At 44.4% G+C, this 25,143-nt stretch carries 26 protein-coding genes and 3 tRNA genes; 15 read left to right on the forward strand and 14 right to left on the reverse strand.

Annotated elements, in window-relative coordinates; genetic code table 11:
• Positions 1–26 precede the first annotated feature (26 nt).
• Positions 27–683 carry a peptidoglycan L,D-endopeptidase MepK gene (gene mepK / locus B143_RS0106800; RefSeq protein WP_008315379.1) on the reverse strand — a complete coding sequence of 219 codons (657 nt, stop codon included), beginning with the start codon at positions 681–683 and terminating at the stop codon, positions 27–29.
• 222 nt (positions 684–905) lie between these two features.
• On the opposite strand from mepK, the gene dnaB reads away from it, so the two are divergent.
• The 5 genes from dnaB to B143_RS0106825 all read left to right on the forward strand — a co-directional run bounded on the left by dnaB (position 906) and on the right by B143_RS0106825 (position 5,788).
• Entirely contained in the window at positions 906–2,285 is a 1,380-nt protein-coding gene (gene dnaB / locus B143_RS0106805; protein WP_018122698.1) for a replicative DNA helicase, read from the forward strand.
• Between the two features lie 35 nt (positions 2,286–2,320).
• Positions 2,321–2,872, forward strand: coding sequence for a hypothetical protein (locus B143_RS0106810; RefSeq protein ID WP_018122699.1), 552 nt, complete (start codon positions 2,321–2,323; stop codon positions 2,870–2,872).
• 88 nt (positions 2,873–2,960) lie between these two features.
• Positions 2,961–4,076, forward strand: a complete 1,116-nt coding sequence (locus B143_RS0106815; RefSeq protein ID WP_018122700.1) for an NAD(P) transhydrogenase subunit alpha — start codon at positions 2,961–2,963, stop codon at positions 4,074–4,076.
• Positions 4,077–4,078: 2 nt separating this feature from the next.
• Positions 4,079–4,360, forward strand: a complete 282-nt coding sequence (locus B143_RS0106820; protein WP_008315384.1) for an NAD(P) transhydrogenase subunit alpha part 2 — start codon at positions 4,079–4,081, stop codon at positions 4,358–4,360.
• A 3-nt stretch (positions 4,361–4,363) separates the two neighbouring features.
• Complete coding sequence (locus B143_RS0106825; RefSeq protein WP_018122701.1) at positions 4,364–5,788, forward strand: NAD(P)(+) transhydrogenase (Re/Si-specific) subunit beta; 1,425 nt, start codon at positions 4,364–4,366, stop codon at positions 5,786–5,788.
• A 67-nt stretch (positions 5,789–5,855) separates the two neighbouring features.
• On the opposite strand, the gene B143_RS0106830 is transcribed toward B143_RS0106825, so the two are convergent.
• Positions 5,856–6,647 carry an aspartate dehydrogenase gene (locus B143_RS0106830; RefSeq protein WP_018122702.1) on the reverse strand — a complete coding sequence of 264 codons (792 nt, stop codon included), beginning with the start codon at positions 6,645–6,647 and terminating at the stop codon, positions 5,856–5,858.
• A gap of 95 nt (positions 6,648–6,742) precedes the next feature.
• Between B143_RS0106830 and B143_RS0106835 the strand changes: the two genes are divergently transcribed.
• Genes B143_RS0106835 through purB form a run of 4 tightly spaced genes read left to right on the forward strand, consistent with a single transcriptional unit; the run spans position 6,743 to position 10,428 of the window.
• Positions 6,743–8,299 (forward strand): UvrD-helicase domain-containing protein, encoded by a 1,557-nt coding sequence (locus B143_RS0106835; RefSeq protein WP_018122703.1) that lies wholly within the window; start codon positions 6,743–6,745, stop codon positions 8,297–8,299.
• Positions 8,299–8,667, forward strand: coding sequence for an ArsC/Spx/MgsR family protein (locus B143_RS0106840; RefSeq protein WP_018122704.1), 369 nt, complete (start codon positions 8,299–8,301; stop codon positions 8,665–8,667). The genes B143_RS0106835 and B143_RS0106840 overlap by 1 nt, the downstream gene beginning before the upstream one ends.
• Positions 8,660–9,058: a DUF423 domain-containing protein gene (locus tag B143_RS0106845; protein WP_018122705.1), complete on the forward strand. Its 399-nt coding sequence runs from the start codon at positions 8,660–8,662 to the stop codon at positions 9,056–9,058. The genes B143_RS0106840 and B143_RS0106845 overlap by 8 nt, the downstream gene beginning before the upstream one ends.
• Positions 9,059–9,060: 2 nt before the next feature.
• Complete coding sequence (gene purB / locus B143_RS0106850) at positions 9,061–10,428, forward strand: adenylosuccinate lyase (RefSeq protein ID WP_018122706.1); 1,368 nt, start codon at positions 9,061–9,063, stop codon at positions 10,426–10,428.
• Positions 10,429–10,540: 112 nt separating this feature from the next.
• On the opposite strand, the gene B143_RS0106855 is transcribed toward purB, so the two are convergent.
• The 4 genes from B143_RS0106855 to smpB form a co-directional block, all read right to left on the reverse strand.
• Positions 10,541–10,617 (reverse strand) — tRNA-Arg (locus B143_RS0106855).
• 120 nt (positions 10,618–10,737) lie between these two features.
• Positions 10,738–10,814: transfer RNA gene (locus tag B143_RS0106860), tRNA-Arg, on the reverse strand.
• 60 nt (positions 10,815–10,874) lie between these two features.
• Positions 10,875–11,237, reverse strand: coding sequence for a YajD family HNH nuclease (locus B143_RS0106865; protein WP_008315399.1), 363 nt, complete (start codon positions 11,235–11,237; stop codon positions 10,875–10,877).
• Positions 11,237–11,713 carry an SsrA-binding protein SmpB gene (smpB, locus tag B143_RS0106870; protein ID WP_018122707.1) on the reverse strand — a complete coding sequence of 159 codons (477 nt, stop codon included), beginning with the start codon at positions 11,711–11,713 and terminating at the stop codon, positions 11,237–11,239. The genes B143_RS0106865 and smpB overlap by 1 nt, the downstream gene beginning before the upstream one ends.
• 154 nt (positions 11,714–11,867) lie before the next feature.
• Here smpB and B143_RS0106875 point away from each other — a divergent pair, with 154 nt between their 5' ends.
• Both B143_RS0106875 and B143_RS0106880 read left to right on the forward strand, forming a co-directional pair.
• Positions 11,868–12,473, forward strand: a complete 606-nt coding sequence (locus tag B143_RS0106875; protein ID WP_018122708.1) for a TetR/AcrR family transcriptional regulator — start codon at positions 11,868–11,870, stop codon at positions 12,471–12,473.
• A gap of 4 nt (positions 12,474–12,477) precedes the next feature.
• Positions 12,478–12,843, forward strand: a complete 366-nt coding sequence (locus B143_RS0106880; RefSeq protein ID WP_018122709.1) for a DsrE family protein — start codon at positions 12,478–12,480, stop codon at positions 12,841–12,843.
• A 73-nt stretch (positions 12,844–12,916) separates the two neighbouring features.
• On the opposite strand, the gene B143_RS0106885 is transcribed toward B143_RS0106880, so the two are convergent.
• From B143_RS0106885 to B143_RS0106900, 4 genes are all read right to left on the reverse strand, one after another.
• Positions 12,917–13,240: a hypothetical protein gene (locus tag B143_RS0106885; RefSeq protein ID WP_018122710.1), complete on the reverse strand. Its 324-nt coding sequence runs from the start codon at positions 13,238–13,240 to the stop codon at positions 12,917–12,919.
• A 114-nt stretch (positions 13,241–13,354) separates the two neighbouring features.
• A tRNA-Ser gene (locus B143_RS0106890) sits at positions 13,355–13,445 on the reverse strand.
• Between the two features lie 49 nt (positions 13,446–13,494).
• Entirely contained in the window at positions 13,495–14,175 is a 681-nt protein-coding gene (locus B143_RS0106895; protein WP_018122711.1) for a L,D-transpeptidase family protein, read from the reverse strand.
• Positions 14,176–14,196: 21 nt separating this feature from the next.
• Positions 14,197–14,967: an inositol monophosphatase family protein gene (locus tag B143_RS0106900; protein WP_008315405.1), complete on the reverse strand. Its 771-nt coding sequence runs from the start codon at positions 14,965–14,967 to the stop codon at positions 14,197–14,199.
• A gap of 154 nt (positions 14,968–15,121) precedes the next feature.
• Between B143_RS0106900 and B143_RS0106905 the strand changes: the two genes are divergently transcribed.
• Positions 15,122–15,883, forward strand: coding sequence for a PhnD/SsuA/transferrin family substrate-binding protein (locus tag B143_RS0106905; RefSeq protein ID WP_018122712.1), 762 nt, complete (start codon positions 15,122–15,124; stop codon positions 15,881–15,883).
• 57 nt (positions 15,884–15,940) lie between these two features.
• Here the strand turns inward: B143_RS0106905 and glyQ are convergent, their stop codons facing one another.
• Complete coding sequence (gene glyQ / locus B143_RS0106910; protein ID WP_018122713.1) at positions 15,941–16,834, reverse strand: glycine--tRNA ligase subunit alpha; 894 nt, start codon at positions 16,832–16,834, stop codon at positions 15,941–15,943.
• A gap of 52 nt (positions 16,835–16,886) precedes the next feature.
• A complete protein-coding gene (locus tag B143_RS0106915) occupies positions 16,887–19,175 on the reverse strand; it encodes a mechanosensitive ion channel domain-containing protein (RefSeq protein WP_018122714.1) in 2,289 nt (762 codons plus the stop codon).
• Between the two features lie 178 nt (positions 19,176–19,353).
• Between B143_RS0106915 and xseB the strand changes: the two genes are divergently transcribed.
• Genes xseB through dxs form a run of 3 tightly spaced genes read left to right on the forward strand, consistent with a single transcriptional unit; the run spans position 19,354 to position 22,377 of the window.
• On the forward strand, positions 19,354–19,638 hold the full coding sequence (gene xseB, locus B143_RS0106920) for an exodeoxyribonuclease VII small subunit (protein WP_018122715.1): 285 nt from the start codon (positions 19,354–19,356) through the stop codon (positions 19,636–19,638).
• A 23-nt stretch (positions 19,639–19,661) separates the two neighbouring features.
• Positions 19,662–20,525 (forward strand): polyprenyl synthetase family protein, encoded by an 864-nt coding sequence (locus B143_RS0106925; RefSeq protein WP_018122716.1) that lies wholly within the window; start codon positions 19,662–19,664, stop codon positions 20,523–20,525.
• Position 20,526: 1 nt separating this feature from the next.
• Entirely contained in the window at positions 20,527–22,377 is a 1,851-nt protein-coding gene (dxs, locus tag B143_RS0106930; protein WP_018122717.1) for a 1-deoxy-D-xylulose-5-phosphate synthase, read from the forward strand.
• 50 nt (positions 22,378–22,427) lie between these two features.
• Here the strand turns inward: dxs and B143_RS0106935 are convergent, their stop codons facing one another.
• Positions 22,428–22,730 (reverse strand): integration host factor subunit alpha, encoded by a 303-nt coding sequence (locus B143_RS0106935; RefSeq protein WP_008315417.1) that lies wholly within the window; start codon positions 22,728–22,730, stop codon positions 22,428–22,430.
• Positions 22,731–22,745: 15 nt separating this feature from the next.
• Positions 22,746–25,112: a phenylalanine--tRNA ligase subunit beta gene (gene pheT / locus B143_RS0106940; RefSeq protein ID WP_018122718.1), complete on the reverse strand. Its 2,367-nt coding sequence runs from the start codon at positions 25,110–25,112 to the stop codon at positions 22,746–22,748.
• Between the last annotated feature and the right edge of the window lie 31 nt (positions 25,113–25,143).

A 25,143-nucleotide genomic window follows, 5' to 3' on the forward strand; every position in this document is an offset into this window, starting at 1 on the left:
CCATGGCTTACAAATTTTTTAACGGATTAGCGACCCCAAGTTCTCACTTGTCCGCTGTCAATGTGGACAAAGTTAGAGCGGCTATAGTAACCGACGCCGCCTGCTTTCAATGAAAGCGCTGCACGTCTGATGTTTGAAGTTGCTGTGCCTGGCATTCTGATGTCAATGGCACGACCACGCATGTGGAAGCTGTTTTTCGCCACACCACCTTGCTGACGGCTAAGCATCGCATTTGTTTGTGGTGAACGATAACCGCTGAGTGCATGTGTCGGCTTGTGATAACCTAATTGCAAGCGAAGGGCATACAATTGATCTAACACGTGTGGGTCATAGAGTTTTGCGCTCTTTGTGCGGCGATCACGCAATGCCCAAGAAATTTCATCTAAGGATTCACGGATGTAACCTTCACCAGGGATCCAGTAGATCACACGGGTGGTTTCCCCTAAAGCAGGCGTATAAATTCTCAACTCGCGTTCTTTTGTCACTGCTTCTTTCGCAAGCGAAGGTTGCATCGCAAACACGCCCATAAGAGATGTTGCGGCCAATGCGCCTGTGGTGAGTTTTAATAAATTACGGCGATTTTCACACACTAATTCATTATGTGCAGTAATGTATTGCTCATAGAACAAGGTGTCATCAACCGTTTCAATGATCGATGGCTGGTTGTCGTTGAGAGTATTCATGCTACCTCTTTTCTAATTTTGAATGTGTCACACGTGTTGAATGATGTCAAAAATGACAAGATGACTTCGCTATAAATTCAACAAATTACGAAGATTCTAACGAGAACGATTCATAGTTGCAAGTAAAAATTCGCAATCGATGCCTGCATAATTAAAATTTCATGATCTATGTTAGAATTATCGCCCTTTATTCAGTCCATCATTAGGAAACCTGTCAGCACCATGGATGATCAACAAATTCAGCAACTTAAAATCCCACCGCACTCCATAGAAGCAGAGCAAGCCTTGCTTGGCGCCCTGCTTTATGATGCAGAAGGTTGGCAACGCATTGATGGACGCATCAGTGCCATTGACTTCTATCGTGGGGATCATCGTTTAATTTTCACCACCATTCAAGCATTGGCTGAAGATGGCAAACCGATTGACATTTTGACGGTGGCCGATCACTTAGCGCAGCAAAATAAATTAGAAGATGCAGGCGGCCGTACTTATTTAGCAATGCTCGCCGCTGAAACAACCGGCGCGACAAACATCACGGCCTACGCTGACATCATTCGTGATCGCTCCATTGTTCGTCAGCTCATAGGTGCTGGTTCAAAAATTGTGGACACAGGTTTTAATCCAGATGGTAAAACCACCGCAGAGATGCTTGAAGATGCCGAAAAAAGCGTATTTTCCATCGCAGAGCAAGGCTCAAAAGCTGGCGAAGGTTTAGTCGGCATCAATACTGTTTTGCAAGCCTCCCTTCAGCGATTAGATGAACTCGGTAAAATTGAAGATGGCATCACCGGTGCACCCACGGGCTGGACTGAGTTTGACAACATGACGTCAGGCTTACAAAACGGCGATATGATTGTGGTTGCAGGTCGTCCTTCGATGGGTAAAACCACGTTTGCCATGAACATTGTTGAGGCGGTTGCCTTATCCACTAAAAAACCCATTGCCGTTTTCAGTATGGAGATGCCCGCAGAGCAACTCGTGATGCGGATGTTCTCATCCCTTGGGCGCATTGAACAAACCAATTTACGTTCCGGCCGTTTAGATGCCCATGAAATGCAGCGCTTGGTTTCTGCCACAAAGCAGCTCAATCAAACCCGCATTTTTATTGATGATCAGGGCGGCTTAAGCCCCTCTGAAATGCGCGCCCGTGCCCGTCGTCTTAAACGTGAAGAGAAAGATTTAGGGCTCATCATGGTGGATTACCTGCAATTGATGAAAGTCCCCGGTTTAGGCGAGCAACGTGTTGCGGAGGTGTCTGAAATTTCCCGTTCACTTAAACTGATGGCGCGTGAATTAGAAGTGCCCGTGATTGTGCTCTCGCAGCTCAACCGAAGCCTTGAGCAACGTCCTAATAAACGTCCAATTATGAGTGACTTACGTGAATCCGGAGCGATCGAGCAGGATGCCGACTTAATTTGCTTTATTTATCGCGATGAAGTATACAATCCTGAGAGTCCCGACAAAGGCGTCGCGGAAGTGATCATTGGTAAACAACGTAACGGCCCAATTGGCACCGTTAAATTAGCATTCCAAGGCAAATACTCTCGCTTTGCAAATTTGACCACCATCGACTATAACAATATGGCGGGTACAGACGAATAACAATGTCAATAACTTAACTTTATGGAGCACTTTTTATGTCAGATAATCAAGAATTAAAACAAACATCTACACAGCGTTCTTCGGCAGTTTATGCATGGTCCCTCGTGGTGTTATTGCTTGCAGGGGCAGGCGTGGCATGGAAAATGGGCGCCATAGAGTTTCGTTCAGCCAATGCTCTAGAAGCAGAATCCACGGTGACAGGCATTGAGACTGATGACATCAACATCATTGAAGAATGCACCGATGACAGCAGCACCGCCCTACTTGAAAAAATTTTAGCCCAAGGCATTCCTGAACTTGTGAAAAGCTCATCACCAAATGCCACCTTAACCATTCAAAATTATGCGTATAATCAAGAGCTTTACTTTGATCCTAATCGCAACAAACGCTTGTGTGGCGTGCTTGCGCAATATAAAGTGGAAGGGCCAAATGTCCCCACAGACGTTGAGAATCCCTCCATCGTCTATGAGGTGATTTATGAGCTTCAAAAAGAGCCGGATCAATCCATCAAACTCAGTACCTTCAGACAGCGCATTACATCCTCGAATTTACAGGGTGAAAAACCGACAAATATTGAGCAAAATTAATTAATTACTTCGTGCAAATACGGATAATTAAAAAAATATGATAGGATGACCCGACTTAATATATTAACTGCAATTTTAAGGTGTACACATGACACAAAATATTATTGTCCTCAAGGAATGTGCAGCTCAGGAGAAGCGTGTTGCGCTTGATCCTTTAGTTGCCAAACGTTTCAGTGATCTCGGATTCTCTGTAACTGTCACGCCAAATGCTGGCAAGCAAGCTTTCTTCCCCGATGAAAGTTACCAAGATGTTGCGGTCAAAGCCCCAACATTTAGTGAAAATGATATTGTCCTTTGTGTGCAATCCCCAAGCTTAGACACCATCGAAGCCCTTGCGCCAAACTCCATTTTAGTGGGTTTACTCAACCCTTATCAAAATGCAGATGTGGTCAAAGCGCTTCAAGCGAAAAACATCACGTCATTTGCGATGGAATTGATTCCAAGAATCACACGTGCTCAAAGCATGGATGCCCTCTCCTCTCAAGCCACCATTGTGGGCTATGAAGGTGTATTGATGGCCGCTTCCTTGTCACCACGTTTATTCCCAATGTTAACCACAGCGGCAGGCACCATTCGCCCTGCAAAAGTTGTGGTCATTGGCGCAGGTGTTGCAGGCTTACAAGCCATTGGTACCGCACGCCGCTTAGGTGCACAAGTGGAAGCCTATGACATTCGCCCTGATGCGAAAGAACAAGTGGAATCTTTGGGTGCTAAACTCATTGATACAGGTGTCAATGCAGCGGGTGAAGGCGGTTATGCCCGTGAGTTAACAGAAGAAGAAGTGGCCATGCAAGCGGCTGCCCTTAAAAAACATTTGAGTAAAGCCCATGCGGTGATCAGCACAGCTGCCATTCCGGGTCGTAAAGCGCCTGTGATCATCACAGAAGATATGGTCGAAGAGATGCCAGCAGGTTCTGTCATCATCGATTTAGCAGCAGAAACAGGCGGCAACTGCGCATTGACGCAAGTGGGTAAAATTGTGCAATACAACAATGTCACCATCTCTGGCCCTGTGAATGTTGCTTCTCGCGCAGCCCTTCATGCATCAGAAATGTATGCAAAAAACATCTTTAACTTGCTCTCACCTTTTATGGCCGAGGGACAATTGACTTTAGATTATGACGATGAAGTGATCGCGCAATGCCTCTTAACGAAAGATGGCAAAATCGTGCATGAACGCGTTCGTCAAACATTGGAGAAATAATCATGATTACACTTTTCGTCATCGCACTTGCGGCGATTGTGGGGTTTGAAATCATTTCAAGGGTGCCTGCAATCTTACACACGCCGTTAATGTCCGGTTCTAACTTTATTCATGGCGTCGTTTTAATTGGCGCAATGATCGCACTTGGCGAAGCTGAGGGCTTTTGGCAAACAACTTTAGGTTTCATCGCAGTGATTTTTGGTGCAGCAAATGCTGTGGGGGGTTACGTTGTGACCGAACGCATGCTCGAAATGTTTAAGCCAAGCGATAAAAAGGGGAAATAAACAATGAGTGGATTATTACAATTTATCGTTAATCTTGGCTATTTTGCCACGGCGATCACTTTTATTTTTGCGCTCAAACGCATGAGCCATCCTTCAACAGCACGTTCAGGGATTGTTTGGGCAGGTTACGCGATGGCTTTTGCCACCCTCATCACCTTCATTCATCCTGATGTGCATAGTAACTACTTACTCATCATCATCGCCATTTTAATCGGTGGCATCATTGCGAACATTACGGCAAAAAGCGTCAAAATGACGGACATGCCACAAATGATCGCCATTTATAACGGTGTGGGCTCAGCCTCTGCAGCATGTATTGCTGCCATCACATTGCTTCGTACAGGCACATTGGTGGAATTACACAGTGGCGCAGACTTTAGAAGCGTACCGCCTATGCTGTTGTTAGCGGGCATTGGTGGTTTAATCGGTGTGATCTCCTTTACTGGTTCCATCATCGCATGGATGAAATTAGACGGTCGCATGAACAAAACCGTGCGCATCAAAGGTCGTAACCTCATCAATGCAGGTTTATTGATGGCAGCCATTTTATTTGTGATCATGCTGGCTAATGTGGCACCCGATGCCACACACCCAGATTACTTCTATGTGGTTTTATTGTTTGTGGTGGCATCTGCATTAGGCATTTTGATCGCCATTCCAATTGGCGGCGCGGACATGCCTGTGGTCATCTCTTTATTCAATGCGTTAACAGGTTTAGCTGTGGCATTTGAAGGGATCGCAACCCATAACTACGGCTTAGTGGTTTCCGGTATGGTTGTGGGTGCAGCGGGTTCTTTATTGACCATTTTAATGGCCAAAGCGATGAACCGTTCATTGTCTAACGTATTGTTCTCTAACTTTGGTGATGCACAAGCCAGTGCTGAAGAGATCACGGGCAGCTTAAAGCCAGTGGGCGCAGGCGATGCAGCGATGACCATGGCGTATGCGCAAAAAGTCATCATCGTTCCGGGGTATGGTTTAGCAGTGGCGCAAGCGCAGCACAAAGTGGCTGAATTGACAAAATTGCTTGAAGATAAAGGCGTGGATGTGAAATTTGCCATCCATCCTGTGGCCGGTCGTATGCCAGGACACATGAACGTATTGCTTGCAGAAGCTGGCATTCCTTATGACTTGATCTTTGACTTAGATGAAATCAACGATGAGTTTAAAGACACGGATGCGGTTTTAGTGATCGGTGCAAACGACGTTGTGAACCCTGTGGCACGTACAGATAAATCCAGCCCAATTTATGGCATGCCAATCTTAAATGCGGACATGGCAAAACAAGTGTTTGTGATTAAGCGCGGTCAAGGCGCGGGCTTCTCTGGCATTGAAAACCACCTCTTCTACCTCGACAATACCAACATGGTGTATGGCGATGCTCAGAAGATGGTCAATGATATGATTGCTGCAGTTAAATCTGTGTAATCAGTTCTGCATCATTAAAAAAGCCGACAATGTCGGCTTTTTTATTGTCTAAATTTCATCAATCAATTTATGCAATGACCATGGGATTGATTAAATCATAACAAAAACGCACCACACTCATCGCAGCTAATTGCGAGGTTTTCGGGTTATCCTTAAGGGGATCACCTTCAATCACCAATGCTAATTGCCCAAAAGCGCCGCGTGCCTTCACTTGATGTTGATTGCGACCAATATTCGGATCTGCAGTGAGCTCCACTGTTGTTTGATCCATGCCAATGCCTGCCAACGCAAGGGTTGCTGCCACATTGGTATTGGCAGGAAATAGCTGAGCAGCCTCCCGAGCAGTCCCACGATAAAATGTGACCGCGTCTGTCAATTCAGATAAATTCACCAAATGCTCCGCATGGCTCCCTTGCCAACCGGCAGGCGGCTTTCTGCCTTGATAGATCACTTCATCTAAGCCTGCATGCTTCGCAGCACTCAATGCATCAACACCTGCAATCGCCCCAGATAAAATATGCAAACGGCTGCCATATTTTTCCGCGGATGCCACCATCGATTGCTGCCATTGATCATCTGCAAATGCACCGACAGAAATGATGCCAATCGGCACGCCAAAGGCAATGGCTTTCGGTAAATGCATTTGTAGGGCACTTTGCCCTGCCACTTCAATCACCGCATCGGGCGCGCCTTGAATGTCATCAATATTTGACACCACTTGAATGTGGCTACCCACTTCATGCTGCACCGCTTGAACCTTGCCCTCACGCACCACCAACCATCGAATGGCCATCTCTTTAGGCAATGCTTGCATCACCACTTTTGCCATTGCACCATAACCCACCATCAGAATTTGCATTCACTCTCCCGCAATTTAGTCGCTCAATCTTTTATGATCTTTGTTAGAATAGCACTTTTGTAATATCACCTCGATCTTATGACTTTGCCTAAATAATGAAGCTGACCCCCGAGCAAGATGCGATTCTTGCAATTGATGCCAACTTAAAAGTGAATGCGGTTGCTGGCTCTGGCAAGACAACCACCATCGTTGCCTATGCAAAATCCCGTCCGCTTGATGCTCGGATCCTCTATTTAGCCTTTAACCAAACCGTCAAACAAGAAGCGATGATTCGCTTTCGTGACGCACAACTGTACAATGTGACGGTGGAAACAGCCCACTCATTGGCCTATCGTTATATTGTGCGCCGCGGTGGTTATCAGATCAAAAATAATGGTTATAGCCTGCCTGAGATCGTTCAGATTTTAGAGCTTGGGCAATCGATGCCCATGCAGCGCGCTTATTTAATGGCGCACCACATTGATCAACTGATGATGCTCTATTGCAATAGTGCCATCCGAAGCGCTTCTGAGCTTGATTACGCAGCCACTTTGAGCGATGCGAAAGCTAAAGCCTTTGTCAATAATAATCACCATGAAATCACTGAACACACGCGCACGTGGATGCGCAAAATGAATCAGGCTGACATTGCCATCACCCATGACTTTTACCTCAAAAAATTCCAATTATTGAGCCCACAATTGCCCTTTGATTACATTTGCTTTGATGAAGGACAAGATGCATCGCCTGTGATGCTGGACATTTTCTTAAAGCAACCTGCGAAAAAAATGATCGTCGGGGATCGTCATCAACAAATTTACAGTTGGCGTTATGCCGTCAATGCCTTGGAGGAGACAGACTTTGTCACCTTCCCTTTAAGTTGTAGCTTTCGATTTTCTTCAGACATTGCCCAATTAGCGCAATCAATCTTGGCATGGAAATCCCATCTACACATCAAAGAAGATGCCAAAATCGAAGGCATGGGCAACCGTGCAAACCAACATCAAAAGATTGTCCTCGGGCGCACCAATTTAGGCTTATTGCGTGAAGCCATTCGTTATATTCATGATCCATCCCTCACAGGTAGCCTTTACTTTGAAGGCAGCATTCATGCTTATACCCATACGGAGGAAGGCACATCCCTTTATGATGTGGTGAATTTACATTTGGGCAAATTCGATAAAATCCATAGCCCGATGATTAAAACCTTCCCAAGCCTTGAAGCCCTTGAGGAATATGCCGAAACCACCAATGATGCACAACTGAAAATGCTGATTGAGCTTGTGAGACTCTATGGCGCGAATATCTTTAATGTCATGAAAAAGCTCAAAGCGCGTTTAGTGGATAAAGAGGACAAAGCCACGGCAGATTTAGTCTTTTCAACGGTTCATCGCAGCAAAGGGCTTGAATATGATGAAGTCTATTTAGTGGAGGATTTCATTACAGAAGATGAAGTCAAACGCTTAGCAAAAAGCGCAGATGCCAGCCAAATCCTTAAAATCATTGAAGAGATTAATCTCTTGTATGTCGCCATCACGCGCACAAAACACACGTTATACATTGCCGAATCAATGTTGCCGAAAGATTTTCCTAAGCTGCCTGGCATTCGCATCATGAGTCCAAAGCAGCGTGTCAATTATTTACAAGAATTTTATCGTCTCGGGAGGCCATAATGTGGACCATTTATCATAATGACAATTGTTCTAAATCTCGTGCAGCATTGGCGCTGCTGACAGAAAAAGGGGTGACATTTAATGTCATCAACTACTTAAAAACCCCACCAAGCCTTGCGACATTGACAGAGATTGCCGGTTACCTTGATCACAACATTGATGCCATGGTGCGCATGAAAGATGATGCATTTGCCCCTGTTAAAGATCAATGGGCAACTTGGTCAGATGCTGAAAAACTTGCCCATTTAGCCGATAACATCGCCCTACTAGAACGCCCGATTGTGGTGACGGATGATCACCGTGCGAAAATTGGTCGCCCGGATCATACAGCGCTCCTAGAACTTTTTGAGGAGAATGCTCATGCGTAGTTTTTTCATCATTGGCGGATTGATGTGCGCCCTTGCCGTTGCCTTTGGCGCATTTGGTGCGCATGCGTTAAAACCGATGTTTAACGAATATCAAATGAGTTTATGGGAGCGCGGCAATTATTATCAAATGATTCATGGCATTGCCATTCTTTTATCGGCATTGGCAGCCTATTTATTTCAAACCCAACGTTATTTTTTCATTGCCAGCGCACTCTTCACGCTTGGCATTGTGTGCTTTGCCGGTAGCTTATATGCGATCGCATTGACGGGCATCACAGCATTCGGAATGGTTGCCCCCATTGGCGGCATCTCATTGATGATTGCGTGGTTATTATTTTTGATCGGCTGTTTTAAATTTTCTTCAAACATTGTTATTCCTAAAGGGGCTTAAATATGTTGGATGCAATTACTGCACTTTCTCCACTCGATGGTCGTTATTCACGCCAAACCTCACCATTACAAAAACTCATGAGTGAATATGGCTTAGTGAAAGCTAGAATCACTGTAGAAATTGAATGGTTCATCGCATTGTCTGAAAATGCAGGCATTCCTGAAGTGCCTGCATTCTCTAATGACACCGTGCAGTTGTTGCGCGACATTTATCTAAACTTTGCGCCAAGCGATGCTAAAGCCGTCAAAGAGATCGAAAAAACCACCAATCATGATGTCAAAGCGGTGGAATATTGGTTAAAAGATGCGTTCCGTTCTGTCCCTGAAGTGGAGCAATACTCTGAGTTTTTACACTTTGCGTGTACTTCTGAAGACATCAACAACTTATCCTATGCATTGATGCTTAAAGAGAGCGTCAATGATGTGATGATGCCAGAATTGGCCAACATCATCGCAACGCTTCGCACAATGGCACACACATTGGCAGACATTCCATTGTTGTCACGCACACATGGACAATCGGCCACACCCTCAACGCTTGGTAAAGAGATGGCCAACGTAGTGTATCGCTTAGAGCGCCAATACAAAGCCCTTGAGAACTTTGAGTTCTTTGGCAAAATCAATGGTGCTGTCGGTAACTACAATGCGCACATGGTGGCTTATCCAGATGTGGATTGGGAAAACCACGCCATGACATTGGTGGAAAAACATTTAGGTTTAAGCTTCATGCCCTATTCAACACAAATTGAACCGCACGATTATGTGGCGGAACTCTCTCACATCATGAGCCGTTCAAACACCATCATGATCGACTTAGCGCGTGACATTTGGGGTTACATCAGCCTTGCTTACTTCAAACAAAAAGTGATCGCAGGTGAAGTCGGTTCATCAACGATGCCGCATAAAGTCAATCCGATTGACTTTGAAAATGCAGAAGGCAACTTTGGCATTGCAAACGCCCTATTCACTCATTTTGCAGAGAAATTACCAATCTCAAGATGGCAACGTGATCTCAGTGACTCAACGGTGTTAAGAAGTTTAGGTTCTGCCTTTGGTTACACCATGATCGCTTATAAAAGCCTACAAAAAGGCTTGTCTAAATTAGAAGTCAATGAAGCGAACATTCATGCGGATTTAGATCACAACTGGGAAGTCCTAGCTGAACCGATTCAAACCGTAATGCGCCGCTATGGCATCGAAGCACCGTATGAAAAACTCAAAGCCTTAACCCGCGGTCAAAAAGTGGATGCGGCAAAATTAACAGCCTTCATCGACACGCTTGAATTACCAGAAGATGTGAAAGTGGAATTGAAGAAATTAACGCCACACAACTACATTGGTCAAGCCGCAGCATTGGCAAAACGTATTTAATATCCAATATTATGGAATCATAAGAGGCTGAATTTTCAGCCTTTTTTATTGCCAATAAAATTAAATGCCGGAAATGAAAAAACCCTGCACAATGTGCAGGGTCTTCATCAATTGGCGCGCCCAGAAGGAGTCGAACCTCCGACCGCCTGGTTCGTAGCCAGGTACTCTATCCAGCTGAGCTATGGGCGCATTCTCAAAAGAGGCAATCATTATAGCGTGATTTTTAAATCTGTCAAACAAATGTTTCGATCATTTTTCATCCGCTCAATACCAAAAAACCCTACACTTTCGTGCAGGGTTTCTATCAATTGGCGCGCCCAGAAGGAGTCGAACCTCCGACCGCCTGGTTCGTAGCCAGGTACTCTATCCAGCTGAGCTATGGGCGCTTGTCTCAAAAGAGGGGCTCATTATAGCGTAATCTCCGGCGCTGTCAAACTTTATTGCGCCTATTTTTTGAGCATGTCCGCCAATCCTGCAAAAGGATTATGTTTTACCTCAACTTTTTCATCTTCGCTGACATGATATTTTGCACGCAAAGCTTCCTCTTGGCGCTGATGCTCATTGTCATGGCAATACAAACACAACAATTCCCAGTTGCTGCCATCAGGCGGATTGTTGTCATGATCATGATCGCGGTGATGCACCGTCAATTCAAATAGATTGCTGCGATCAAACTCACGCGCACAGCGACCACAAATCCACGAGTACATTTTAAGGGCACGTTCACGATAACCTGCGGCACGCTGATCCGCCTCTTTTCTCGCTTTTGCCACAATTTCATCTAAGCGACTTTTTGACATCGTCACCATTACACACTTCCTTTTAACACACGTTGTTTCTCGATGTTCCATTCGCGCTCTTTGATGGTTGCGCGTTTGTCATGATCTTTTTTACCTTTCGCCAAACCAATTTCCACCTTCACCATGCCTTTTTTCCAATACATTGCCAATGGCACGATGGTGTAACCTTTGCGATCCATGCTACCCATCAAGCGATCAATCTCATGCTTATGGAGCAACAATTTACGCGTGCGGATCGGATCAGGATGCACATGGGTCGATGCCGACATCAACGGTGCAATGTGCGCCCCAAAGAGAAACGCCTCACCATTTTTAAAAGTGACATACGCCTCTTTCATCTGCGCTTTGCCGGCGCGAATGCTTTTGACTTCCCAACCTTCTAAGCTGATGCCTGCTTCGATCTTCTCTTCGATGAAATAATCATGAAAAGCCTTTTTATTCGCCGCAATCTGCGGATTGAACGCAGGTTTACTTTTTTTACTCATTGAATTCATTCCTTCAACATTTTAATGCTGTAACATGCTCATAATCTAACATATTGCGCGATCTTTGAGAATTTATCCCCACAAAATTATGTGCTTCTCGTATTTGTGCCTATAATAGGGAATCATCATTTATTGATCAATAAGGATACAGCAGTTGAGAAGCCAACGTTTACACAAAGATGAACGCCATGAACAGTTATTGTCGGTTGCCAATCAGATCATTCGTGAAGAAGGCACCGAAGCCCTCACTTTGATCACATTAGCGGATAAAGCAGGCGTCACAAAACCCATCACCTATCGTCATTTTGGCAATCGTAAAACGCTGCTTCACATCCTTTTTCAGCAAACTTATACACAAGTGGCTGAAACCATGCAGCAACAAATCCTCAAAGATGCCACTTGCCTTAAAGATGCGGTGCGCATTTTTGCCGGCACTTGCATCAATTGTATGGACAATCATGGCAAAGAGTTCTCTGCCATCATCTCTGCCCTCAAAGCGTATCCTGAATATGAACAGATTGATCTAGAAGTCCAAGACTTTTATTGCAATACGCTTCAATCTTCCCTTGCCCCATTTTTACCCGAAGGCTACCAAATTCCAAAGCTCACTTTGATCATGATCTATGGCGCCACCAATGCCGCAGGCGGCATGCTGCTCAATGGCTTGATCACCAAAGATGAGATGGTTCACAATGTCACCCGTTTAATCTGTACGCAATTAGCGCATGGCTGCGACCATGCAATCAACCCTAAGGAGTAATGTTATGGCGGATTTATTGATCACTTTAACGCAACACGAATCGAATGCAAACAATGTCACCATCGCTTTTACGATGGGCAATGAAGCCTTAAATAAAGGCTACAGCGTGGACATTGTGCTGCTCTCGGATGCTGTGGCTTTAGCACAAAAAGGCTATGATGAGAAAATTGACATTGGCGCACCCTTTAAAGCGCTGCATGAGCTCTTGCCTACCTTTTTACAAGCGGGCGGCAAACTGAAAGTGTGTAAGACTTGCATGATCCACAATGGCATCAAAGAAGAGGATTTACTCAAAGATGCCCTCATCATCACAGCGCCAGATGTGATTGATCTTTTAATGGAATCTAAAAAATCATTGCAGCTCAATTAATTGCTAAACTTTAAAGCCATATGAAAAAACCTCAGCATGCTGAGGTTTTTTATCATCTTAAATATATGTTCAATTATAAAAATTCAGGCAATTGTCCTAAATCATCTTTGGCAATCTCAGCGTCATCAATGCGTAAATATTCCGCATCTCCAATGATCACTAAATTCACCGCGTGCATTGGCGTCCACACTTTTTGATTTTTCGCATAATGCGCCGTGGCAAAGGCAATCTTTTGTGTTTTCAATAGATCACACAACAATGATTTGATGGCGTAACGTGAACTTTTCACGGAAATTTTGCCCGCTTGATCAACATCGACACGTCGAATTCTCGCGCCTGCAATGTTACCTTGAGCATCTTTTTTAATTTTATAGATATAAAAATCAGCAGTTGTCATTCTTTTTTTCCTTAAGATGATCTGTCCATTTGGCACAGAAATCATTGTGTCACAATGAAATTTAAATATTAGGCAATAAAAAAGCCCTTGAAACAAGGGCTTAATTACATTATCTGGCGGAGAAGGAGGGATTCGAACCCTCGATACGCTATTAACGTATATCCGCTTTCCAGGCGAACGCCTTCAGCCACTCGGCCACTTCTCCATTAATGCTTGAGGGCAGAAATATACCCGATTTAAAACCAAATAGCAAATTATTGGTTGATCGTATATTTACCACTTCGGATGCCGACATTCGGAACCTTATGATATTTCTCAAAATAATCATACCCTTCTTTCAACTCTAACCAAAAAGCATAATGGGGCGAATGTTTCTCTCGGCTCAAGCGCGCATCCGTCATTTTAAAGGGAAACACATGCACCGGCACAGAGCTTTGACCACGATTCAATGAAGCGGCCACCAACTGATAGATCTCATCCATTTGCTGATCAGTCATCGCATAGCAACCCACAGAGACACAATCGCCATGCACCATCAAATAGTCGCCCGTATAACCTTTAAAACGGTCATATTGATTCGGAAAACCTAAATCAAATGATTTGTAATATTGGCTATAGGGATTGAGCGCGCGACGCGTCACCTGATAAAAACCTTCAGGAGATACCTTATCGCCCTGCCGTTTCTTTGGCCCTAAAGGACCTGAGTAATAGCAAATGGGATAATTGGTCAATTGCTGATATTTGCCATGTTTTTCATACCAAATTTCAAGCATGCGTTCTTCTTTAAAAATGCGCACAAAAATGGGATCACCCTTTTTCGCACGAATGCTCTTTAAGCGCTGCTCAAGGGGTGCATCCGTCATATACGGCGCACGAGAAGGTGTGCTGCATGCGACAATGATCCACACACAGCACAAAATTAAAATGTTCTTCATACAATCCTATGGCGAGCGTATTTATTGAAGATAACTCAATACCGCATCGTGCAATGCGCCATTTGTTGCCACGATGTTTGTGCTCTCTAAGCTCAAAGGCTGACCCGCTAAATCTGTCACTTTTCCGCCCGCTTCCGTCACGATGATGGAAAGTGCTGCAACGTCTAAAATCGTCACATCAGATTCCACCACAATGTCCACTTTGCCAGCAGCTGTGTAATGATAATGCAAGAAGTCGCCAAAGCCGCGCGTGCTGTTGATCGCTAAGAGCAATTGGCCATAGTTTTGCCATTTTGTGCTGTCTTTTGCCAATGATTTAATGTTGCCTGAGGAAAATACGGCATCTTTTAATTCAGTAATGTCGCTCACATGTACGCGCTCACCATTGATGAATGTGCCATTGCCTTTTGTGGCATAAGCCATTTCTCCTTCGCCAAAGCATGGCGCCGATGACACACCTAAAATGATCTCACCTTTGTACATCAACGCAATTTGTGTGGAGAAAAATGGACGGCGGCGAATAAAGGCTTTAGTCCCATCAATCGGATCAATGAGCCACTGATAATCGGACTCTGGATTGATCATGCCACCTTCTTCACCCCAAAATCCATGCTCAGGAAAATTTTCAACAATAATTGATCTGATCAGGGTTTCCACATTAACATCGACCTCGGTAACTGGTGTATAATCACCTTTAATCGTAATGTTAAAACCTTGTGCTTCGTACGCTTTACGAATCATTTTTTTAGACTCTTGTGCGGCTAAAAGTGCAACCTTTAAAAACTGTTCCATATTTTCCTCAATATTAAGATGTAAACTATGACAAAATGACATTACCTTGCCCAATTAAGCACAAAATTAACGATCATTTTTTTACTTTCTGTTAGAATTGAGACCAACTCTTCACAGACAAATGTAAAAAGATAAAAATTACATGGAGTATTATATGTCAACAATCTCTTTTTCAATAGCACCAGACATCGCGCCACAACGTCTACCAGGTTGGTATATCTTTGCGACATGGCTATCAAAACAGATCAACACCCCCATTACAACGACTGACTTCTCATCTTTCGAAAAACAAAAACAAGCGTTATTAGATGGCAAAATAGATTTCTTATACGCCAATCCATACGATGCTGGCTGGCTTGTGCGTGAACAAAAGTTCATTGCCTTAGCCCAACCGACAAGTGATGTGGCAGAAGTGACCATCGTGACGAAGGTCAATGGTGACATTCAAGAAGTGGTGAATATTCCAAAAGGTGTCAATGTTGCAGCGGCAGACAATGCGGATCTTCGCATGTTAGGCGCCATTTTATTAGAACCTGCGAACCTGACTAAAGAAGATTTTACCTTTGTGGATGTGAGCAACCATATTTTAGCCATCAAAGCGTTATTGTCTGGCAAAGCGGACATTGCGATGATTCCCACTAAAATTTTCAATGGCCTCAGTAAAACGATTGCCAATGATCTTAAAGCGTTGGTATCAACCCAAGCACGTGACATCGAAAGCGTTGCCCATTGCTTTGTGCTCTCACCACAAATGGCTGAGTTTGCAGAGCCCATCAAACAAGTGCTCAAAGAGATGAAAAACTTGCCCAATGGTCAATCCATTTTAGATGATATTGGCGTCACGGATTGGAAAATCCTTGAAAATAAAGATGAAATTGCCTTTATGATCGATTTGATCTACGCATTACAAGTCTAATATTCTTCGGCAATAAAAAAGCGATCCATGGATCGCTTTTTTCATGTTCAGATTTTTTTAATCTTTCAACATCGGGAAACCTAAAGCTTCACGGCTGTTGTAATATGCTTCTGCCACTGATTTGGCCAATTCACGCACACGTAAAATGTAAGATTGACGTTCTGTCACGGAGATTGCTTTACGCGCATCTAACAAGTTAAAAGTATGCGATGCTTTTAACACCATTTCATACGCTGGCAATGCCAATTTTGCTTCAATCAAGCGTTTGGCTTCTTTCTCATAAAAACTGAATGCCGTTAATAAGAAATCCACATCCGCATGTTCAAAGTTATAAGTCGATTGTTCCACTTCATTTTGATGGAACACATCGCCATACGTGACGATGCCAAATGGACCTTCTGACCACACTAAGTCATAAACGCTCTCTACATTTTGTAGATACATCGCCAAGCGCTCTAAACCATAGGTGATTTCACCCATTACAGGTTTACACTCTAAGCCGCCCACTTGTTGGAAATAGGTAAATTGCGTCACTTCCATGCCGTTTAACCACACTTCCCAGCCTAAGCCCCAAGCGCCAAGCGTTGGAGATTCCCAGTTATCTTCCACAAAGCGCACATCATGCACTTTGGTGTTGATGCCAAGCACATTTAACGACTCTAAGTAGAGCTCTTGGAAATTCGCAGGCGAAGGTTTGATCACCACTTGGAATTGATAGTAATGCTGCAAGCGGTTAGGGTTTTCACCATAGCGGCCATCGGTTGGGCGACGAGAGGGTTGCACATAAGCAGAAGCCCAAGGCTCAGGGCCTAATGAGCGTAAGAATGTCGCTGAATGGAATGTACCTGCGCCCACTTCCATGTCGTAAGGTTGTAAAACCACACAGCCATGTTCTGCCCAGAATGTTTGTAGTTTGAGGATAATTTCCTGAAATGTTAATACTTTTGACATAATTCCGTTATACCTTAAAAAATTGACGACATTATAGCGAGTTCAACCCCATTTAATCACTTTTTTTGAACAATGATAACTGAACTTCGCGCAGATCATCTTTAAAACTCTTCTCCACTGTATCATCTTCAAAGGGCTTAATGGCCATTGCACTCTTATCTCTAAAGCGCAATTCACTTTGTGGCACAGGGACTTCAATGTTATTGACTTTCAATGCAGTATCAATCGCCCACATATATGCAGCATGTACGCTGTTTGGGCGTTTAACTGCACGCGCGGTGAGCCACACAACGAGCTCAAATTCATAATAATAATCCCCAAAGCGATTGAGCCACACGGCAGGATTGCGCCCTGGAATCCCTTTTAAAGTGTGCGGCACCTCTTCTGCGTATTTAAGCACTGCTTCACGCACCAATTCTTTATCCGTGCCATAGGCCACCCTAAATGGATAACGAATGCGGCGATGGGGCTCTGTGAGCGTCCAGTTGAGCATTTTGGTGTTGATGAGCTCTGAGTTTGGAATCACAATCTCCACATTATCATTGTCCGCAATGATTGTGGCACGCACGTTAATCGCGCGCACTTCCCCACGCAAATTACGGTCTTGTAATTCAATGAAGTCACCCACTTTAATCGAGCGCTCAAACAAAATGATCAAGCCTGACACAAAGTTATTGACGATCGATTGCAACCCAAAACCCAGCCCGATTGCAAGCGCACCGGCAACCAAAGCAAAGTTCGTAAAGTCAATCCCAATGATGGTGAGCCCACCTAAAAATCCTACCAAAATGATGGAATAATAAGTTAAACGCCCTGTTAAATAGAAGGCAGGCAATTTATCTCCGCCATTGCGATTGCCCACACGCAGTAACAATTTATTGAGCCAAAAGGCAATCCACCAAGAGACGAACAATACCACCACAAAGCGCACCAAACCGCTTGCCGTCACGGGCGTTTCACCCACTTTAAAGAGGGATGTGGAAGTAGATTCTTTAGCCGTTTTCCAAGCATCGCTTAAAAATAAGCGCGCTTTGTAATACGTATTGCGCCAGCCGCCACTTAAGGCTAAGACCTTTTCTTTAGTCAGGCGCGAAACATAATTGCTGTCCTCAATCAACACATTCAAACGCTGCAAAGTGATGGAGGTGTCTTGAATGAGATTTGAGCGATCTTGAATGATGTTGCGCAAAAAGAGGGATTGCTCACCATCGGCATGCGATTCAGCCAACAATTCTGTGGAACGAATGCGCTCAATCTCATTTTGCTCTGTACGGCTGATGGCTTTGGCATTGAGCTCACTGAGCTCTTTATCATATCGGCGCACCATTTTCATGGCTTTTTCATTGTCTGAATGGCCATCAAAGAGCAATTGCAGGAGATTTTCTTCCATCTTATACAGCACAATTTGCGCTTGAATGGTGGCCAAATGCACTTGTGTATTGAGGACACGTAACTCACGATAACGGGCAACGGCGGCATCTTCTTTAGTGCCAGAAGAATCCATCAAGGCGGCAAATTGCTGCTCACGGGACAATTTAGCCGACAACTCCTGCATTCGCTGCTCGGATTGATTGATGGCATCACGCAGCTGCTGAATCTCCGTTTCTGAGGTGACCAAGCTATTGACCGCAACACCCATCACCATTTTGACATCATCTAACTGCTTTAAAATGCCTTCAAGCTCAATTTTAATGGCTTTATAGCGCTCATCGATCAACACAGCATCTGTTTGTAACTGAATGATGTTGAGCCCTTCATGGAAGCGGTGACTGTCAGTGCTCGTCATTTCTAAATAACGGGCTAAACTGGTGTTGAGCTGACGATCAAGGGCACGCAACTGCTTTTCATATTCGCTCACTTCTAAGCGAAGGCGCTGGGCATTGCCCTCTAAATCCCGCTCCTGATGCATCAAATCAATGAGCTGTTTAATGCTGTATTGCTGAGCAATGACGATTTTAGCAACGTTGGTTTTCTTCACAGACTTACGTTTAAACGCTTCATAGGCCGTTAAGTTTGCAGAAATTTGATTCACCACCGTTTGATACTGTTTTTGCTCTTCTGCGGGCAATTGAGCAATTTGCTCACTCACATGTTTGGTGAAAGCCTCAATTGCCCCTTTTAAATCATCTTCATTTTTACTTGAAAAATATCCCCACCATGTGGCGCTGAGCTTTAAGGGATCTGGCAATTCATGTTGTTTGGTTTCGCTCTTCTCGCCCCCTAAACCATCTTTGAGAATCGTATTGATGGGTAACGCTTGGCTCATCGCAATATTCGTAGGCAGATCAATGAGTAATCCACAGAACATCAAGGATAGCAAAGCCACGATTCTTTTGTTCACATAACCACCTTATTCAAAATATGAGCGCCCGATAATGATTGCGTTATTCGTTTTTTCTAAAGCAAAAAGACAAAGAGCTAGTATTATATACTTCATTTGAGTAAAATTGCAGAGTTTAACTCTGTCATGACATATGTTTTTGACCATTCCATTACTTTACAATTAACCGAGGAATATTGTGGCAAAACGCAAAACTGGCGATGAAAGCATTGAAAGTAAACTCACCTCAATCGAACAGATGATTGAGCAGCTTGAGTCTGGTGAATTGAGTTTAGATGAGTCGTTAAAACTCTTCACAGATGGCACACTGCTCATTCAAGATTGCCGCACATTATTAGATCAAACGGCTCAGAAAATTGAAGCCATCACCCAAAAAGATGCTGACAAAACACCAAAAATCACGCCACCTTTTAGCGATGATATCTTTGATGATTCCGCCAATCATGATGACATTCCCTTTTAATGAGATAGCCTTTGAGTATAACCATGTTCGAATTTAGAGAAGCCTTCGAGTGCTATCTAGCACAATACTTAGATCAACTGCCCACCGTGCCTTTATTGAAAGAAGCGATGAGCTACAGTGCACTCGATGGTGGTAAACGCATTCGCCCATTGCTCGTCTTTGCGGGCGGACAATTGAGCGGTGCAGACAATACCGCGCTATTGCCAATTGCCGCGGCCATTGAAATGATCCATTGCTATTCATTGGTGCACGATGATCTCCCTGCGATGGATGATGATGATTATCGCCGCGGCAAACTCAGTAACCACAAAGCCTATGATGAAGCCACCGCCATTTTAGTGGGCGATGCATTATTGACCGAAGCCTTTGCCCTCCTTGCCCATGCGGATGTTTACAGTGCTGAGCAAAAAGTTGAACTCTTTAAACTATTGAGCACAGCCTCCGGCGCGCTTGGCATGATCAAAGGTCAATTTTTGGACATGCAAGCGGAGCATCAACCGATCACATTAGAAGGCTTGCAAGAGATTCATCTCCATAAAACCGGCGCACTCATCAAAGCGAGCATTTTAATGGGCCATTTAGTGGGTCCGCAATTTAACCGTGCAGCCTTTGATCAGTTGGCAATTTATGCAGCGAAAGTGGGCTTAATGTTCCAAATTCAAGATGACATTTTAGATGCCACAAGCACCGCAGAAGTGCTCGGCAAAAGTGTCGGTAAAGATGCGGCACAAGAAAAAGCCACATATGTGAATCTTCTTGGCATTGAAACGGCACAAGATTATATGAATCGCTTAACGACAGAAGCCTTGTCGATGCTCGCGCCCTTTGATGCCGCGGCCGATGCCCTCAACACTCTTACTCATTATGTGATCGAAAGGCAGAATTGATATGTCACTTTTGAACCAAATTCAAACACCGCAAGATCTTAAACGCTTATCGATGCCAGAGCTTGAGCAGCTGACGGCTGAGCTGCGCCAATTTTTGATCGACAGCGTGTTGAAAAGTGGTGGACACTTTGCCTCTGGCCTTGGCGTCATTGAATTGACAGTGGCATTGCATTATGTGTTTGATGCGCCGAATGATGCCATCATTTGGGATGTGGGGCATCAAGCGTATCCCCATAAAATTCTGACAGAGCGCCGCGAACAGCTCAACACCATTCGCCAAAAGAATGGTTTAAAGCCCTTCCCTTGCCCGAAAGAGAGTCGTTATGATGCCTTTACCGTTGGGCACTCTTCAACATCCGTGAGTGCTGCCCTTGGCATGAGCATTGCCAATCAGCTTTTGCACAATCCCCATCATGCCGTGGCGGTCATTGGCGATGGTGCATTAACGGCTGGGATGGCATTTGAAGCCCTCAATCATGCTGGCGCCATCAAAGCGGATATGTTGGTGATTTTAAACGACAACAATATGTCCATTTCCCCAAATGTGGGCGCACTGAGCAACATGCTCACCAAGACATTGTCGAACCCCATTTTGCAATCTTTGCGCACAGAGAGTAAGCGACTCATAGAAAAATTGCCGCTGCCGCATGCTTTAGAGCTTGCAAAGCGCACCGAAGAACAGATTAAAAGTATGGTCGCTGGTGATGGCGGTTTATTTGAAGCCCTAGATTTCCAATATTTTGGACCCGTCAATGGGCATGATTTACCCTCATTGATCGCCATTCTCAATAATTTAAAACAAAAGCGTGGCCCAAAACTCCTGCATTTGATCACACAAAAAGGCAAAGGCTATACGCTCGCTGAATCTGCACCCATTAAATTCCATGCGGTCTCTGCACCTGCAACACCGAAACCTGTTGAAGCAAAACCTAAAACCTATACGCAAATCTTCTCCCAATGGATTTGTGATGCGGCTGCGCGTGACCATAAAGTTGTCGCCATCACGCCTGCCATGCGTGAAGGCTCAGGTTTAGTGGAATTTGAACAACGCTTTCCCAAGCGCTTTTTTGATGTAGCGATTGCTGAGCAACATGCCGTCACCATTGCCGCTGGCATGCAAATGAAAGGTTTAAAGCCTGTGGTTGCCATCTATTCCACTTTTTTACAACGTGGATATGATCAGCTCATTCATGATGTGGCTTTACAAGATTTACCGATTGTGTTTGCAATTGATCGCGCAGGCGTTGTAGGCCCGGATGGCCCGACACACATTGGCGCATTTGATTTGGCATATTTACGCATCATTCCCAATATGGTGGTGATGGCGCCTTCAGATGAAAATGAGCAATATCACATGCTCAATTTAGCGCTGACGATTGATCACCCAACCGCTGTGCGCTATCCACGTGGCAGCGCTCAAGGCGTTGCCTTAACAGAAACCTCTGACATCACCTTTGGTAAAGGGCGTACAATTCGATCAGGTCACACAATTGCCATTTTTGCAACGGGCACATTGCTGCATGTGGCCAAACATGCCGCAGAAGTGTTAAATGCCACGTTGATTGATCTTCGCTTTGTTAAACCGCTTGATCAAGCCTTGATTTTAGAGGCGGCTAAAACCCATGATTATCTCATCAGCATTGAAGATGGCGTTGTCACAGGTGGCGTTGGCAGCGCGATTTTAGAGCTTTTAGCCCAACACTTCATCTATAAACCCTTCAAAGCCTTTGGTTTACCCGATGAATTTTTAGAGCATGGTGAACGCAATGAAGTGCTTGAGATGGTGCGTTTAACGGATGAATGTTTCTTAGAGGATATTCAAGCCTTTGTTGAACAAGTCAAATTGGCCTAAATGTAGACAATAAAAAACCCCGAAATTCGGGGTTTTTTTACAGCTGATCTTTATTCGTCAACACTGATGCTAGATAAACGAGTTTTTAACTTTTGACCGACACGGAAAGTCACCACACGACGCGCAGAAACTGGAATGTCTTCACCAGTTTTTGGGTTACGCCCAGGACGTTCCTTTTTGTCACGAAGTTCAAAACTACCAAAACCAGACAATTTGACAGATTCGCCTTTAGTTAAAGCTTCACGAATTTCATTGAAAAAATCTTCAACAAATTGTTTCGCTTCTTCACGCTGAATGTGATTAAAATCATGATACAGATTTTCCACAATCTCAGCTTTTGTTAAAGTCGCCATTTTACCCCCTACGAATTATTGACGCAAAAACACCTGAACCTCACCGAGGTTCTTGAGTATATTGGTTAGTATAGTATCAATCTCTTCATCTTTGATATTTTCCATATCATTTTGGAAAATCAGGCCAAAACTGAATGATTTTTCTGTTTTGTCTTCTTTTGCCAACTGATAAATATCAAAGAGTTGAATGGATTGAAGGAGTGGCGATTGAACTTGACGCATTACATCAATCACAGCAGCGACAGTCATGTGCTCAGGCACCACCAATGTTAAGTCACGACGTGATTGTGGGAACTTAGACAAAGGCTTAAAGACTGTGGGTTGTGTTGTTTTGATGGCAGCTAAATTTAATTCAAACAAATAAATGTCCGCGCTGACGTCGAGCTCTTTTGCCACTTTCGGATGAATCTTGCCCATGTAACCGACAGATTCACCGCGTACAAAAATTTCTGCACTTTGGCCAGGATGCAATAAATCAAATGCTTTGGCCACAAATTGCACTTCGCTCTCGTGAGCGGATAGAGCTAACAACGCTTCCACATCATTCTTCACATCGAAGAAATCCACTTTACGCGCTTTTTCGCCCCATTGTTCTGAGACTACATCGCCCACAACCGCACCGCCTAAATAGGCTTGTTGCGTCACGTTTGCCAATTCACCTTTAAAGGTTAAACCTGTTTCAAAGATGCGCACACGTTTTTGTTGGCGTTTTAAGTTGTAATCAATCGTTGCAATGAGCCCTGCTGCAAGCGTTGTTCTCATCACAGAAAGATCGGCGGAGATTGGGTTTTTCAACGCAATCGGCGCTTGAGTTTTGTCAATGATGGCTTGCCATTTTGGCGCCACAAAACTCATGGTGATCACTTCGTTATAACCACGATCCACCAACACATTGTTAAACGCATTCACAGGCGTTGTGTACTCTGTCATTGGCGTCATGGTGGAGATGCGGTTATTAAAATGCGAATGGATGTTGTCATATCCATCGATGCGCGCAATCTCTTCGATCAAATCATTTTCAATTTCAATGTCAAAGCGATGAGAAGGCGGCACCACCACAGCATGATCCTCTGCCACTTGAGTGTCCCCAATGCGGCTTAAGATTTCTGTGATGCGCTCGATGGCATAATCACGACCCACAAGTTGGCTAATGCGTGCAAAACGCACAGTGATCGCTTCACGTTTTGGCAATAAAGCCACATCTTCAGCAACGGTTACAGCGCCTGCTTGTCCACCTGCCAATGTCACCAATAAATGGGTGGCATATTCAAGGGCAATCATCGGTAGATTAAAGTCTACACCGCGCTCAAAGCGGTGCGATGCATCTGTATGTAAGCCATATTCACGCGCACGACCCGCAATCGCCAATGGATTGAACCATGCAGATTCTAAGAAAATTGCAGTGGTGTTGTCATCACATACGCTGTTATCGGCACCCATGATGCCAGCAAGCGCCACAGTTTTTTCATCATCAGCAATCAACAATGTGTTCGCTTTTAATGTCACTGTATCGCCATTTAGCAAAGTAACGCTTTCACCTTGTGCAGATTGACGAACATGGACATTACCCACCAATTTATCTGCATCAAACGCATGCAAAGGTTGGCCAAGCTCTAACATCACATAGTTGGTGATGTCCACTAAAATTCCATGAGGACGCACGCCTGCGCGGCGCAAACGCTCTGTCATCCAAAGCGGAGAAGGCGCGCTCATGTTTAAGCCGGTAATTTTACGGCCTAAATAACGTGGGCAAGCCACTTTGTCTTGAACATTCACGGCAACTTGATCCGCAATCACGGCATCAACATGATGCTGTGGCAGTGCTTTTAAAGCTGCCCCTGTGCTCAATGCTAAATCACGCGCAACACCATAAATGCTTAAGCAATCACCGCGGTTGGGCGTCAAATCGATTTCGAGGATTTCATCATTTAAGTTGTAATACTCACGGAAATCTTTACCAATTGGCGCATCTTCTGCCAAAATCATCAAGCCGCCGTGATCATCACTTAAGCCCAACTCACGGGCAGAACACAACATGCCGTAAGACTCAACGCCACGCAATTTGGATTTTTTAATTTTAAAATCACCCGGCAATACAGCACCAATCACAGCCGTTGGCACTTTAATGCCCACTGCCACATTTGGCGCACCACACACGATTTGTAATGGATCAGCCTCTCCCACATTCACTGTGGCAATGCGCAATTTATCAGCATCTGGATGCGGTTCAACCGTTAAAACTTCACCCACCACAATGTTTGTGAAAGCAGGTGCTGCCAACGCTTCTGAGTCAACCTCTAAACCAAGCATCGTCAAATGATTGGAAATGTTTTGTGGAATTTCATCAATCCACTCTTTTAACCATGAGATAGATATTTTCATACGATTATTCTTTGTTTAAAATTTAGGATTC

The sequence above is a fragment of the Wohlfahrtiimonas chitiniclastica DSM 18708 genome (assembly GCF_000375345.1).
In the GTDB taxonomy this organism is placed as follows: Bacteria; Pseudomonadota; Gammaproteobacteria; order Cardiobacteriales; family Wohlfahrtiimonadaceae; genus Wohlfahrtiimonas; species Wohlfahrtiimonas chitiniclastica.